This window comes from Thermosynechococcus sp., from assembly GCF_025999095.1.
In the GTDB taxonomy this organism is placed as follows: domain Bacteria; phylum Cyanobacteriota; class Cyanobacteriia; order Thermosynechococcales; family Thermosynechococcaceae; genus Thermosynechococcus.
The window spans coordinates 279,484-292,981 of the sequence record NZ_AP024678.1 but is presented as its reverse complement, the minus strand read 5'-3'; the positions used below and the strand labels follow the sequence as shown (position 1 = coordinate 292,981).

The following is a 13,498-nucleotide window of genomic DNA, read 5'->3' as shown; positions in this document are numbered from 1 at the left end:
TTAAGACTGTCCCCTTGGGAAAGCAGTGCACCACTGGCTAGGGCGGAATCTCCCTATTTGGCCAGCAAGCCCTGGGGTGTACTAGGCCTGCGGCACCTGATCCAAGCAGCAACAGTTGAGACTATGCCTCTCGGGATCAACCACGACCCGAGGAGGTGATATAGTTGCCATGGCGGTTGGGTTGGGGTAAATTGCCGTTTTAGGCCAAGGTAGGAAGTAGCAGCAAAGTTCTCCCAAGGCTGCCACTAATGGCTGTCCCCGCAAGATGACGAGTGCCCATTTAACATTTCCCTCTGATGAAGGCCCTGCCTACGCCAGTGTGCTTGTGGACTGTCCGGGGGCGACCGCGGCCTATACCTACCAAATTCCTGGGCGTTGGCGGGTGCAGGGGGGAGACGTGGTGGAAGTGCCCTTTGGCTCTCAGGTGGCGCGGGGGATTGTTCTAGAGGTGTTGGCGGCATTGCCCCCATCAGTCGCTCCGCAGCGGTTGCGATCGCTCCTTGACGTAGTTGACCAACAGCTTTTTCCCAAGGACTATTGGGCCCTGTTAGAGCAGATTGCCACCTACTACTGCACGCCTTTGATCCAAGTGGTACGCACTGCTTTGCCGCCGGGGGTTTTGGGGCGATCGCAACGGCGGGTGCGCCTGCGGCCACAACAGGGGATTCCCCCCCTTTCGGAACAAGGGCAACATCTACTGCGCTTTCTCCAGACCAAAGGCAGGGGGGACTACAGTGTACGCTACCTTCAGCAACAGCTTCCCAAGGTTCAGCGGGCCCTCAAAGAACTCGAACGCCTTGGCCTAGTGGAAACCTACTTAGCGGCACCCGCCAGTCAACAGCCAAAACAGCAACAGGCAGTGATACTCCTCAATAGTGAAGGGGAGACCTTAACGCAGCGGCAGCGCCAAATCCTCCGCTACTTGCGGCAACAGAGTCGCGATTGCTGGCTACAGGAGGTGCTCAAGGCCACGGGCACGACCCCCCAAACCCTCCACCGCCTCGCTGCCAAGGGATACATTGCCATTGTGGAGCAGCAGCACTGCCGCACTGAACAGGGCATAGCGGTGACACCCGATCGCCCAAAAACGCTGACGGCGGCCCAAGCCACTGCCCTGCAAGTCATTTCAAAACACCTAGACGCTGCCCAAACGTTTCTCCTACACGGGGTCACCGGGTCGGGTAAAACGGAAGTTTATCTGCAAGTCATTGCTGAGTGTCTAGGGCGAGGGCGATCGGCCCTGTTGCTAGTGCCCGAGATTGGCTTGACACCCCAACTGACCGATCGAGTGCGAGCCCGCTTTGGTGAGCGCCTGTTGGTTTATCACAGTGGTCTCAGTGAGGGAGAGCGCTACGATACTTGGCGATTGACCCTGCTGCCGGAGCCCCGGGTGATCATTGGCACGCGCTCGGCGGTACTGCTGCCTTTGGTGGGCTTGGGTTTGATCATTCTCGATGAAGAGCACGACAGCGGCTACAAACAGGATCAACCTCAGCCCTGCTACCATGCCCGCACTGTTGCCCAATGGCGATCGCGCCAGCAACAGTGTCCCCTGATTTTAGGAACCGCCACCCCTGCCCTCAGCACTTGGCAGGCTGCCCAGGAGGGACAGATTCACCTCCTTTCCCTACCTCAGCGCATTCATGCCACCCCCTTACCCCCCATCACAATCGTGGATATGCGCCAAGAATTGCACCGTGGCAACCGTTCGATGCTCAGTCGGCCGCTGCAAGAAGCGCTGGAGAATCTTCAGGGACAGCAGGCGATTCTCTTTGTGCCGCGGCGGGGTCACAGCACGTTTGTCTCCTGTCGCAGTTGTGGCACAGTGATCTACTGTCCCCATTGCAGCGTGTCTCTTACTGGGCACCTCTTTGGCGAAGAGATGGCAGTGCTGCGCTGTCATTACTGCGGTTACCAGCAGGCCCTACCGCAGCGGTGTCCCTGCTGTGACTCTCCCTATCTCAAGCCCTTCGGTGGGGGAACGCAGCGGGTGATGAGGGAACTGAATCGCCGCTTTCCCCAGTTGCGAGTACTGCGCTTTGACAGTGATACCACCCAACGCAAGGGTGCCCATCGCCAGTTACTGACTCAATTTGCCGCCGGCGAAGCCGATGTGATGGTGGGGACGCAAATGCTGACGAAGGGCATTGATCTGCCGCAGGTCGCCCTTGTGGGCATTTTGGCTGCCGATAGTCTCCTGCACTTGCCCGATTATCAGGCGGCAGAACGCACGTTTCAAATTCTCACCCAGGTGGCGGGGCGATCGGGCCGAGGGGCGCATCCCGGTAAGGTTATTCTCCAAACCTATGTGCCGGATCATCCAGTGATTACAGCAGTCCAAGCCTATGACTGGGACAGCTTTGCTACACAGGAGCTAAGTAGCCGCGCCCCCTTGGGCTATCCCCCCTATGCTCAACTGATCCTGCTGCGCTTGAGTAGTCCCGATCCGGAGGAAGTAGCCACAACGGCACAGGCGATCGCCCAACAACTCCAGATGTTGGCCCCGATTTCTCAGGGAGACTGGGAACTCCTTGGCCCCGCCCCCGCCGCGATCGCCAAAATTGCTGACCGCTACCGCTGGCAAATTTTACTCAAGGGCAAATCACCGCAAAGTTCTGAACTCGGCCAAGCCCTGCTGCATCTCAAGGTGCAATGTCCCCGCTCAACCCGCCTCAGTATTGACGTTGACCCCCTGAACTTTCTCTAAGGGCGCTTCAGCAAACCACCACAGGGCTGTGACCGGCACCACTCCCAAAACAAATCCCAACGTTGCCGGAATCCAAAAGCGTTGATCCAAGGACGTGAGCGTAATCATTGCCCCAAAGGCAAAATTCACCAAATACACCACCAGGGGAGTAATCAGTTGTCCACGGTTGACGACCATTGGCTTTGGCCACCAAGCGATCATCGCCAGTCCCATAAACACGGCTGCTGTGCCCGTCCAGCCCAGAATATTGCGGTAGGGCATACCAAAGAACTCACCAACCTCCTGAAATTGCCAAAAAGGAATGGTGGTTTGACTCATGGCCGGATCAAGGACAAAATCCCAGGCCGTTAAAAAGATGGCTCCCAAGCCTACCGTCATCAAAGCTGCCCCCAACCCCACGCCTTTGCCTTCCCGCCGGGGGCGACTAATGAAGCCACTGTAGGCCAAAAGAAACGTGACTAGCCCCATATAAAACCAAGAAAGGGGAATCGTGAAGGGCACCAACCCAGCAATTTTGTAGCCCAAGCCACTGAGGTAACCGTAATGGCCAAAGGGAAAGCCAGTACTCGTTCCCAACAGTTCACTGGTGAGGGAAATGCCCACCGCTGGCAGCAAAAAACTCAGGAGTTTGCCAAGGCCAAAGTTGCGATAGGTATGAAGGGCGATCGCCAGCGCACCCAGGACAATATAAACTACGCCCCCACTCCCCATACTCCATTGAAAAAGTTGCTGACCCCATGCGGGCAATGCCAGAATAAACTCGGGATGGGGCACGACGAGGAGCAACCCCGCTAAGCCAAAGGCCATCGCCACAATATGGCCAACTAGGCACACCTGCTCCGCAACCAAAAGCATGTTCTTGGGTTTCATAGGGGCAATCTCAAAGGGGCAATCGTTTACAAATGTTAATATGTTAATGTATCACTGTTCCCACCATTGGCTATTAACCCCAAAAAGGCAGTTTGATTTCCCCAAGGGTGTCATAGGTTGCCAACAACCCTGCCGCTATGCTGGCAATGAGCGTTAGCCCCCAACTCCACGGTGCTCCCTCAGAAAATTGAGGACGACGGTAGAGGATTTGCCCATAACCCCGTAGCCGCATTGCTAGGTAAATCTGCTGGGATCGTTCTTCGGTGCGAATTAGAAAGCTGCCAATCACTTGCCCCCAAGGGCGAAGACGGCCCCAACTCAGCTGAAATCCTCGCAGAAACAGAGCCTGCTGCATTTGCGCCAACTGTCTCTCCAGCTCAAAAAGGTAGCGATAGGTCAATGCCAGGGTATCCACCAACAGCGGCGGTAGCCCCCACCAGCGACAGACGCGCACCCACTCGCTAAAGGTGAGGGTGTCGAGCAAGACCACTCCTAGAGCCAGACACAGCAGCAAGCGCCAAGGGAGCAGTAATGGCATCGGCCACGGGGTTAGTGCCAAAAGTCCCCACAGGCCTAGCAAAAAGAGCCACATCTGCCGTAGACGTTTGCCCAAGCGCTCCCAGGGGAGGTGGCTCAGGGTGTAGAGCAGCACCACCAGCAGGGTGGCGATCGCCAGGCTGGGCCCTCGCTGCAAGTTGCTAATACAAAGAATCCATAGCAAAATAGCCAACACCCGTGCAGGGGGTGACCAGTGATGGAAGCTCAACAGCCTAGACCTGGGTTTGCCTCACTGAATGTGCTGACTACGCAAAAAGCGTTCAATATCGTTATTGTCACCAATCACCACCATGATGTCTCCTTGATGCAGCTTCTGGCTGGGACTGGGATTAATTTCAAACTTATCATCAAAGCGCAGGGCAATCAAGTTCAAGCCATAGCGACTGCGGAGTTCGACTTCGGCAACTGTACGGCCGTGAAATGCTGCGGGTACTTTCACTTCCACAATACTCTTTTGCGGATCGAGGTCAAGACAGTCTAAAATCGCGGGTCGAGTGAGCGATCGCGCCAGTTCACAACCTGCCTCATATTCTGGAAAGACAACCCGGTCGGCTCCTACCCGCTCTAACAATTTCTTGTGAACTTCCGATGAAGCCTTAGCAATAACCTTGGGAACACCGGCTTCCTTGAGGTTGAGTGTGGCAATAATACTGGCATCCAGGTGATTGCCAATGGCCACAATGACCGTTTCAAACTCAAAAATGCCTGCCTCCTTCAGGGCTTGGGGGTCCGTGGCATCCAATTGAATCGCGTGAGCCACAATGTGATCTTGGAGGACTTGATTCACTAGCCGCTCCTGATGGTCAGTGCCAAGCACCTCATAGCCCATCCCGTGCAAGGTTTCACACACCCCGCGGCCAAACCGTCCTAGGCCAATGACCGCAAACTGCTGCGAGAGCTTGACGCCACGGCCACGAAAGAGCATCGCTCCCAAATCCACCATGCGTGAGTTCCTTCTTGGTTTTGCTATGCCGATTATGCACCTTAATTGGCCGCTGCTGATCCAGTCCCCTTGGCCAATTCCTGGAGGCGTTGACGAATGTGGGTCACCGAGGCACGGGGGGAAAGTCGCGGCACAGAAATCACTTGGGTCCCAATCACTAGGTAGAGGACAGGAATCTCGTACTGGTAGGCCTGCCACCAATCTTCACGGCTGGTGATGTCGCGGACCTCAAGGGTGAATTCCCTCAAGGTGGCCAGCTTTTCTTGGAGTCCCTCACAGAGGTGACAGCCCGGCTTGCTGTAGAGAATCAGATGACTCACGGTTGCGGTGTAGAAACGAGGGGGGTATCCCCAATCTTACGGTAATCCCGCAGACCAAAAATGGCGTCTGGGTGGCGGTAGTGTTTAATTTCAATCAGGTTGTGGAAGGGGTCTGCAAGAAAAAAGGTTTGGTGCTCTAAGGGGGTATTGGCAAAGCGGGTACGGGGTGGTTGGTAAAAGTTCAGCCCCTTGTCAATCACGCGATTGCAGAGGTTTTGCCAGTCTGCCTGCCCCAAGAAAATTAGGCCAAAGTGGCGCGGATAGATTCCTTGAGGGGGCAGCAAGGGTTCATCGGTGACATGGGCCACCAGTTGATGACCGTAGAGCTTCATGATCAGGCAGTGGGAATTTTCCCGCCCCGGTTCGCAGCCCAACCCATCAATGTAGTAGGCCTTGGTGTCGGCGAGATTATTGACGGGAAAGGCCAGGTGAAATAGCACAGGAGCGATCGCCAACTGAGCCATAGATTTCTCTGCAATGAAAGTAGCTAAATTTGCTGCCATTGTAGCAGCAGCACAGACCCTCGGTCTGCTTCCCAAGTCGAGGCAAGTATAAATTTCCTGGATTGTTGCTTAGCGGCAACGGAATGGATAACAGGGGTAATAGGGGTAGTAAACCGGTGCATAGGGGGGGTGGTAAATCACGGGGCGAGGGGGATAGGGCACTGGCACAATAATGTAGGTTTGTGATTGCCCCGGCGGACGGTAAATGATAGGGTTGTAGGGATCATACTGCGGTGTGCGCGGCCGCCCAAAGGACTCTAGCCCCGGGAAAAAGACATCAACCCCCGGCTGATTGGGAAAGAGGGGATAGGCAGCAGGACTAGGAGAAGCGATCGCCAACAGTGTCACAAAGCTACCGATGGCCAGTGGCAGAAAGCGTACCATAGAAGCCTCCAAGGAGAAAGTGACCCGCTGATTTTGACCCTGTGGTGCCTAGGGAAGTTCCTGCAGAACTCGACTCAAAATGTCCACCATTTGATCAATGTGCGATCGCTCCACAATCAACGGTGGCGAGAGGGCAATAATATCTCCCGTGACACGAATCAATAGTCCCGCTTCAAAGGCCCGACAGAGGGCATCATAGCCCCGTGTTCCTGCTTGACTCTCCCGTGGCGCCAATTCAATGCCAGCCACCAAACCCAAGTTGCGAATATCAATCACATGGGGAAGACCCCGTAGACTGTGGATGGCCTCCTGCCAATAGGGCGCAAGGGAAGCCGCCCGCTCAAATAAGGCGTCTTTCTCGTAAATCTCTAGGGTTGCTAAGGCAGCGGCACAGGCCAGGGGATGTCCCGAATAGGTGTAGCCATGGAAAAACTCAATCTGCCCTACCGGCCCCTGCATAAAGGTATCGTAAATCTCATCGCGGACAATGACCGCTCCCATGGGTACAGCGGCATTGGTGAGACCCTTAGCAACTGTGATGAGATCTGGAGTGACGCCAAAGTATTGGCTGGCAAAGGGGGCACCGAGACGGCCAAAGCCCGTGATCACTTCATCGAAGATCAGCAAGATGCCGTAGCGATCGCAAATGGCACGGAGGCGTTCCAAATATCCCTGAGGTGGAATCAAGACCCCCGTAGAGCCAGCGAGGGGTTCGACAATGACGGCTGCAATGGTTGAGGGATCATGGAGCGCCACTAGGCGTTCTAGCTCATCGGCTAAATGTGCCCCCCAAGGGGGTTGCCCTTTGCTGAAGGCGTTGTGTTCCAAGTTGTGGGTGTGGGGCAAATGATCTACCCCTGCCAAGAGAGAACCAAAGAACTTGCGATTGGGGGCGATTCCCCCCACGGAAATTCCACCAAAGCCAACCCCGTGATAGCCCCGCTCCCGCCCAATGAGCCGTTGCCGCGTCCCCTCCCCCCGCAGCTGATGATAAGCGAGGGCAATTTTTAAGGCGGTATCCACGGCCTCAGAGCCAGAGTTAGCAAAAAAGACATGGTTGAGGGGGTCAGGGGTAATGGCCCGCAGGCGATCGGCCACCTGAAAGGGTCCGGGATGTCCCATCTGAAAGGTGGGGGCAAAATCCAGTGTTGCTGCCTGTTGGGCGATCGCGCTGACAATTTCCGGACGGCAGTGCCCGGCATTAACACACCACAACCCAGCCGTGCCATCGAGAATCTCACGGCCATCTATACTCCTGTAGTACATCCCCGCTGCCGAAACGAGGAGCCGCGGGCTTTGCTTGAACTGGCGATTGGCCGTAAAGGGCATCCAAAAGGGGTCGAGGTTGAAATCCGCAAGGGTGGGCAGCGTCATTGCTCTAAGACGGGTTGGTGGTATCAGTGGTGGGTCTGAGGCCAATAATATCGCGGTAGGCTGCCACAATCACACAATTACTCCAGGGACCAGTCACCAGCAGCCCCACACAGCAGAGACAAACGCCCAAAATATTGCAGAAAACAATTGACACAATGAGGAAAAAGAAGCGCCACCAATTACGGGAGACCAAGCGGCGACTTGTTTCTAGGGCTGGCCACACGTCAAACTGGTGTTCCACCACCAAGGGCACAGCAAACACGTAGGCTATCCCAAAGTAAATCGCCGGCAACAGCAGGACCACACCCAGGAAGATTAAAACAGGGGTGAGTCCAGCCGGTACAGGGGGGAGCTGCTCCAGCAACGCGAGCAGTTGTTCTAAGTCGGCATCGGGCTCCGCTGCTTCAGCTGCTGCCTGCTCTAATATGCTTTGCAACAAGGGTAACCCCGCAATCATGAATAGAATGCTGGCACTGATCACAAACACGTTCGTAATCAAGACCATGGCTAGATTCGTCAATAGGATGGGCAAAAAGTAGTTGTTTTTGAACCCATTAAAAAATTCGCTAAATGTGGGTCTTTGGTTGTGGGCAATGCGAAAGCTGAAAAAGTAGTAGCCTGCGGCGAAGGGACCTGACAAAATCGTGCTAACAATTAGGCCAACCCTTGGAATATTGTTGAGTAGACCATTGATAATTGTCATCAGAACCAGGAAGCCAATGTAGGGAGCGGGTTGGCTGCTGAAAATTTGCCAGCCCTCCTTGAAGTATTGACCAATTCTGACCTGATAACAGCGGTTGGCGATCGCTTGGGGAGTATGTTCACTGTACATGATGACACTTCCTAAGGAGGCATCTTTAGCCTAGCGATCGCTTGCGGCAGCGTCAACTGTCAATGTATCACTTTTTATCTTTCTAATTACTTTTCTAAAACAGAAGACACAATTTGGTGGCAGTCTCTTGCTGTAACGATCATTTGAGTTGGTTAGCAGTGTTTTCTTACGATATCTTTGGCTCGCAGCCAAACCCATAGCGCGCTACAGGTGGGAACAACGGTTATTAAAACCATTAAAACCTATTGGTTAGGTGAGCCGAGCTGCCCAACTTTCGAGCTTACGAAATCACAACTATAGTTTTATAGTTTGTAGTTTTATAGTTTGCAGACAGATTGCTTGCAAGCAACTCCAACAAAGCCGGTGGCACAAGTAGCACCATTGCTAGTTGAGTGAGGAAGGCTGGAGGATGCTAAACAGTGATGCAGCTGGTTACCTAGGTAGCCGGAGACAAAATTTTGCCCGCATGGTTAGGGGGCCAATAGCAGGCGATCGCCCGACCAATGACATTCTCCAGGGGCAAAAATCCCCAGATGTGAGAGTCATTGCTGTGGTTGCGGTTATCCCCCATAACAAAAAGCATATTCTCTGGCACGGTGATTGGGGAGAGCGTATAAATGGGTGGCTCAGCAATGTAGGGCTCATCGAGGGGGCGATCGTTGACCCAAACACGGCCATCATGCACGGCAACGGTATCCCCGGCTGTTGCAATCACCCGCTTAATTAGGGCTTGATCAGCACGATAGCCCAGGGTTTGCAAGAGGGGTGGGGTATAGAAAACAACAATATCCCCCCGCTGGGGCGATCGCTGGCGATAGGTAATCTTTTCCACCACAATGCGATCGCCCGGCCAAAGTGTCGGCTCCATAGACTCTGAGGGAATAAAACGCGACTCCGCGACAAAAACGCGAATCAGGAGCGTGATCAGCACAGCCACCCCAATCAACAGGGCATTATTGCGTAGCGATCGCCAACGAGAAGAGGAACTGGGTTACCGAAGCAGACATGCAGCCTTTTTTCTAAGAATATGGAGGTTTCTCTAGATATAGAATAAACGAAGGCGATGAGATACTACCCTACAGTGACCTTCACAGCGTTCAGCGGATTCTATCGAAAGACAGCCGTACCACTTCTATGGGTTAGGTTGATAAACCCAGTGACTTTCAAATCCTTGACTAACCAAGGACATTATTTTTGGGCAAGGTTTACGCTTGGGGGTGCTCCTTCGGAGAGCAGTTCTCTAGGAAACATTTTAAGATTTGTTAGAAGAAAATTTAGTTTTGCAAGCAATATCTGGGAAAATTGCATTGAGAGATACAGGATGAAGCACAGATGCATTGGCAAGTGGCTTGGAAAAACGGCATTCGCTACCTTGTGCTGGCACTACTCGCTAGTACCTTGTGGGTCACCCCTGTCTGGGCAACCAGTGCAATCGATATCCCCTTTCCGGGAACAGCGTCCGGGGTCATTGATGAGGGCAATGTGCTCAGTGCCGTCACCCAAGGCAGTGTTGGGCGATCGCTCCAAGACCTCTCCAAGGCAACGGGCATTAACGTTCATATTGTTACATTGCACCGCCTTGACTATGGCGAAACCCCCCAGAGCTTTGTGGACGACCTCTTTAACCAGTGGTTTCCCGATCCTGAGTCCCAGGCTAATCAAGTGATCATTGCCCTCGATACCGTCACCAATGGTACAGCGATTCATTATGGCGATGCCGTGGCCGAGCGCTTGAAGCCTGAGACCGCTGAGAGTATTGTCCAAGAAACGATGCGGCTACCCCTGCGGGAGGGCAACTACAATCAATCGGTACTTGACACCGTTGATCGCCTTGGGAAAGTCCTCAAGGGCGAACCAGATCCAGGACCCCCAGTGGTACGCGAAGTGGCTGTCGAGAAAACCTACAAAAGCAAAGAGGAAACGGACGATCGCTCCGCCACAATTATTGTGGTTGCCCTGCTCATCGCCGCTACAGTGATCCCAATGGTGACATACTTTATGTATCAAGGATCATCGTAGCCAAACTCTCCTTTCATTTATGAAAATCTATACCTACCACACACCAGAGGGGGTACCAGCCGACTGGCAACCCGACTGTGCCATTGCTGTTGATGTCCTGCGGGCAACCACCACGATCGCCACTGCTCTAGCCGCTGGAGCAGAAGCCGTTCAAGTCTTTAGTGATCTGACAGAACTCGAACAAGTCAGTCAGCAATGGCCGGCAGCCAAGCGGATTCGCGTCGGTGAACGGGGGGGGAAAAAAGTTGCTGGCTTTGACATGGGCAACTCCCCTGCGGAATGCTTGCCGGAGCGGGTGAGAGGCTGTCGCCTCTTTATGAGCACGACCAATGGCACCCGTTCCCTTGAGCGAATTCAGGCAAGTCCCCTCGTTCTCGCCGCTGCCCTTGTCAATCGTGCCGCCGTTGCTGAGTTTGTCCAAAAACATCAACCGCAAACCCTCTGGATTGTTGGTTCGGGCTGGGAAGGCAGCTATTCCCTCGAAGATACCGTCTGTGCTGGCGCACTGATTCATTACCTCTGGGGTCAACAGGATGCCCCCCTCGAAACCCTTGCTGGCAATGACGAAACCATTGCTGCCACTGCTCTGTACCGCTACTACCAAGATGATCTATTGACCCTCTTTCACCATTCCAGCCACGGGCAGCGCCTCCTTAATCTGGGCCATGAAGCCGATCTCAAATACTGTGCCCAAGTGGATATTCTGGCAATTGTGCCGTGGCAGGTTTCTCCCAAGCTCTTGACTAAGGCCTAGGGCACCACATCCCCACCCAGAGCAAAAAGCCCAACCAGACATTTTCATTGAAGTAACGACCATAGGTCTGAATGGGGAGCGTTGTTGTTTGGGTATCACGGCGCTCGTGGGTATAAATTTGCAGGGATTGGCGCAGCCAAAAGTAGGTGGTGACTGCCAAAGCCAGCCAAAATCGCCAAGTGAGTCCTGCCCTCAAGCCAACAATCATGAGCAATACCACCGTCAGCGCATAAAATAGGGCGATCGCCAAGGGCGCATGGGCACCGAAAAATAAGGCACTGGAATTGACCCCCAGTCGGCGATCGTCGGGGCGATCGGGCATGGCATACACCGTATCAAAGGCTAATGTCCACATCGCCACTGCTGCCCACAACCACGCGGTGGTCAAGGTTAAGCGTCCCTGTACCGCTGCCCAGGGAATGAGCACAGCAAACCCCCAGGCCACTGCTAAGACCAGTTGTGGAATTGGCAACACTCGCTTCGCCAAGGGATAGAGGAGAATCACCGGCACTGCGGCCACCGCCAGCCAATACCCCAAGGGAGTGAGGTAGAATGTCAATCCCCAAGCACAGAGTAAAGCAATCACCATCAAGCCCAAGGCCACACCAAGGGAGAGTCGGCGACTGGCTAGGGGGCGGTTTTGAGTCCGCTGCACATGGGGGTCAATATTGCGATCCCAGCAGTCATTGACAATGCAGCCCGCCGCACTGGTGGCGATCGCCCCCACCGTGATAATCAGTAGCAACTTCAACGACGGCAAGCCCTCACTGGCCAATGTCAAAGACCAGAGGGCAGGAATGAGGAGAATCAAACGACCTGCCGGCTTATGCCACCGCAACAGTTGGGCGATCGCGACCCAAATTGACACTGAAGTTCTCGAAACTTGAGAATTCACCGCACCGCTCCCACCGTGAATGCCAGTACACTTAAAAATCTTAACTTTTCAGGCAGTTTTGGGACGTTGCCGCTCAATTTGCCCTAGGTTGCTAGTAGCCCGTTTGCCCTCCGTCTATTCCCCTTTATGGCCAGAAAACCCTTTCGCTTTTTCCGTAGCGTCCCCCCACCCCCTGCCCAGGAAGAAGATAACTATCTCGAAGATTACTTCTTTGATGAACCCGGAGCCATGCCCGGCACCCTCAGTATTGAGGCTGACGCTCCACCACCGACCATTATTCTCATTGACTATCAGCTAGATCAGGCCAGCCGTCGCATTTTAGAAACTCCGGAAGAATGTGGCCCCTACCTCAGGAGTCCGTCTGTCAGTTGGATTGATGTTCAAGGCATTGGTGATGAAGAGGTGATGCGGCGCCTCGGTCAAGTTTTTCAGCTGCACCCCATTGTTCTTGAGGACATTGTCAACGTTCCGCAGCGCCCCAAAGTTGAAGACCATGACAATTACATGGTCCTGATTACCCGCATGGTCACCCCCAAAGAAAATGAACACGGCTTTTATACCGAACAGGTGAGCTTTGTCTTGGGGCAACATTTCTTGCTCACCGTCCAGGAGGAACCCGCGCGGGACTGTTTTGACATGGTGCGGCAGCGGATTCGGACAAGTCGTGGCATTATTCGCCGCTACGGCCCCGATTATCTGGCCTATGCCCTCCTTGATGCCATTATTGATGGCTTTTATCCGGTTCTGGAGGACTATGGCGAGCGTATTGAGGCGCTAGAGGATGCTGTTGTTACCCATCCCAGTCCCGCCATTCTCGAAGAAGTCCACCAAGTGCGCCGCGAATTACTGGCGCTGCGCCGTGCCATTTGGCCGCAACGGGATGCCATCAATGCCATGATTCGAGATTCCAGCCCCCTCCTTTCGGAGGAGGTGCGCATCTATCTGCGGGATTGTTATGACCATGCAATTCAGGTGCTAGATATGGTGGAAACCTACCGTGAACTGGCGGCCAGTTTGATGGAGGTGTATCTTTCCTCCATTGGCAATAAAATGAACGAAATTATGAAAATTCTGACGATCATTTCAACGATTTTCATACCATTAACGTTTATTGTCGGTATCTATGGCATGAACTTTGATCCCGATGCCTCCCCTTGGAATATGCCGGAACTGCGGTGGTATTGGGGCTATCCGGCCTGCTGGGTGCTCATGCTCACCGTCGCGGCCAGTTTATTTTTCTTTTTCTGGCACAAGGGCTGGTTCAAAAGAGCTACCAGTTTGGCACCCCTAGACCCTGAACGCTAGTTCGGCGAAGACGCTAGAAACTTGCCCCTTGTCC

Annotated in this window: 14 protein-coding genes; 4 read left to right on the top strand and 10 right to left on the bottom strand. The window is 54.0% G+C overall.

Annotated features, from left to right (window positions below; all coding sequences use genetic code 11):
• The first annotated feature begins 265 nt into the window (after nt 1-265).
• Nucleotides 266-2,707 carry a primosomal protein N' gene (priA, locus tag Q0W94_RS01455; protein ID WP_297760123.1) on the top strand — a complete coding sequence of 814 codons (2,442 nt, stop codon included), beginning with the start codon at nt 266-268 and terminating at the stop codon, nt 2,705-2,707.
• Here priA and cruF read toward each other — a convergent pair.
• The 9 genes from cruF to lepB all read right to left on the bottom strand — a co-directional run bounded on the left by cruF (nt 2,663) and on the right by lepB (nt 9,422).
• A complete protein-coding gene (gene cruF / locus Q0W94_RS01450) occupies nt 2,663-3,577 on the bottom strand; it encodes a gamma-carotene 1'-hydroxylase CruF (protein ID WP_297760120.1) in 915 nt (304 codons plus the stop codon). The genes priA and cruF overlap by 45 nt on opposite strands.
• 73 nt (nt 3,578-3,650) lie before the next feature.
• The gene (locus Q0W94_RS01445; protein WP_297760119.1) at nt 3,651-4,271 is read right to left on the bottom strand and encodes an energy-coupling factor transporter transmembrane protein EcfT; all 621 of its coding nucleotides are present in this window, start codon (nt 4,269-4,271) and stop codon (nt 3,651-3,653) included.
• Nucleotides 4,272-4,364: 93 nt separating this feature from the next.
• Nucleotides 4,365-5,078: a TrkA family potassium uptake protein gene (locus Q0W94_RS01440; RefSeq protein WP_297760117.1), complete on the bottom strand. Its 714-nt coding sequence runs from the start codon at nt 5,076-5,078 to the stop codon at nt 4,365-4,367.
• 41 nt (nt 5,079-5,119) lie between these two features.
• Nucleotides 5,120-5,398 carry a glutaredoxin family protein gene (locus tag Q0W94_RS01435; protein ID WP_297760115.1) on the bottom strand — a complete coding sequence of 93 codons (279 nt, stop codon included), beginning with the start codon at nt 5,396-5,398 and terminating at the stop codon, nt 5,120-5,122.
• Nucleotides 5,395-5,862, bottom strand: coding sequence for a VOC family protein (locus tag Q0W94_RS01430; protein ID WP_297762459.1), 468 nt, complete (start codon nt 5,860-5,862; stop codon nt 5,395-5,397). The genes Q0W94_RS01435 and Q0W94_RS01430 overlap by 4 nt, the downstream gene beginning before the upstream one ends.
• Before the next feature lie 108 nt (nt 5,863-5,970).
• Complete coding sequence (locus tag Q0W94_RS01425; protein ID WP_297760114.1) at nt 5,971-6,285, bottom strand: hypothetical protein; 315 nt, start codon at nt 6,283-6,285, stop codon at nt 5,971-5,973.
• 48 nt (nt 6,286-6,333) lie between these two features.
• Nucleotides 6,334-7,659: an aspartate aminotransferase family protein gene (locus Q0W94_RS01420; RefSeq protein ID WP_297760112.1), complete on the bottom strand. Its 1,326-nt coding sequence runs from the start codon at nt 7,657-7,659 to the stop codon at nt 6,334-6,336.
• 4 nt (nt 7,660-7,663) lie between these two features.
• Nucleotides 7,664-8,491 carry a hypothetical protein gene (locus Q0W94_RS01415; protein ID WP_297760110.1) on the bottom strand — a complete coding sequence of 276 codons (828 nt, stop codon included), beginning with the start codon at nt 8,489-8,491 and terminating at the stop codon, nt 7,664-7,666.
• A 436-nt stretch (nt 8,492-8,927) separates the two neighbouring features.
• Complete coding sequence (lepB, locus tag Q0W94_RS01410) at nt 8,928-9,422, bottom strand: signal peptidase I (RefSeq protein WP_297760108.1); 495 nt, start codon at nt 9,420-9,422, stop codon at nt 8,928-8,930.
• Nucleotides 9,423-9,823: 401 nt separating this feature from the next.
• Here lepB and psb32 point away from each other — a divergent pair, with 401 nt between their 5' ends.
• Nucleotides 9,824-10,510 carry a photosystem II repair protein Psb32 gene (gene psb32 / locus Q0W94_RS01405; protein ID WP_297760106.1) on the top strand — a complete coding sequence of 229 codons (687 nt, stop codon included), beginning with the start codon at nt 9,824-9,826 and terminating at the stop codon, nt 10,508-10,510.
• A 19-nt stretch (nt 10,511-10,529) separates the two neighbouring features.
• Nucleotides 10,530-11,264 carry a 2-phosphosulfolactate phosphatase family protein gene (locus Q0W94_RS01400; RefSeq protein ID WP_297760104.1) on the top strand — a complete coding sequence of 245 codons (735 nt, stop codon included), beginning with the start codon at nt 10,530-10,532 and terminating at the stop codon, nt 11,262-11,264.
• On the opposite strand, the gene Q0W94_RS01395 is transcribed toward Q0W94_RS01400, so the two are convergent.
• Complete coding sequence (locus tag Q0W94_RS01395) at nt 11,254-12,132, bottom strand: 4-hydroxybenzoate solanesyltransferase (protein WP_297760102.1); 879 nt, start codon at nt 12,130-12,132, stop codon at nt 11,254-11,256. The genes Q0W94_RS01400 and Q0W94_RS01395 overlap by 11 nt on opposite strands.
• 153 nt (nt 12,133-12,285) lie before the next feature.
• Between Q0W94_RS01395 and corA the strand changes: the two genes are divergently transcribed.
• Nucleotides 12,286-13,464, top strand: a complete 1,179-nt coding sequence (gene corA, locus Q0W94_RS01390; protein WP_297760100.1) for a magnesium/cobalt transporter CorA — start codon at nt 12,286-12,288, stop codon at nt 13,462-13,464.
• The last annotated feature ends 34 nt before the right edge of the window (nt 13,465-13,498 follow it).

Excerpts from the sequence above, each read along its gene's own strand:
- priA (WP_297760123.1), top strand. The coding sequence starts at position 266 with ATGACGAGTGCCCATTTAACATTTCCCTCTGATGAAGGCCCTGCCTAC.
- cruF (WP_297760120.1), bottom strand. The coding sequence starts at position 3,577 with ATGAAACCCAAGAACATGCTTTTGGTTGCGGAGCAGGTGTGCCTAGTT.
- Q0W94_RS01440 (WP_297760117.1), bottom strand. The coding sequence starts at position 5,078 with ATGGTGGATTTGGGAGCGATGCTCTTTCGTGGCCGTGGCGTCAAGCTC.
- Q0W94_RS01430 (WP_297762459.1), bottom strand. The coding sequence starts at position 5,862 with ATGGCTCAGTTGGCGATCGCTCCTGTGCTATTTCACCTGGCCTTTCCC.
- Q0W94_RS01425 (WP_297760114.1), bottom strand. The coding sequence starts at position 6,285 with ATGGTACGCTTTCTGCCACTGGCCATCGGTAGCTTTGTGACACTGTTG.
- Q0W94_RS01420 (WP_297760112.1), bottom strand. The coding sequence starts at position 7,659 with ATGACGCTGCCCACCCTTGCGGATTTCAACCTCGACCCCTTTTGGATG.
- Q0W94_RS01415 (WP_297760110.1), bottom strand. The coding sequence starts at position 8,491 with ATGTACAGTGAACATACTCCCCAAGCGATCGCCAACCGCTGTTATCAG.
- psb32 (WP_297760106.1), top strand. The coding sequence starts at position 9,824 with ATGCATTGGCAAGTGGCTTGGAAAAACGGCATTCGCTACCTTGTGCTG.
- Q0W94_RS01400 (WP_297760104.1), top strand. The coding sequence starts at position 10,530 with ATGAAAATCTATACCTACCACACACCAGAGGGGGTACCAGCCGACTGG.
- corA (WP_297760100.1), top strand. The coding sequence starts at position 12,286 with ATGGCCAGAAAACCCTTTCGCTTTTTCCGTAGCGTCCCCCCACCCCCT.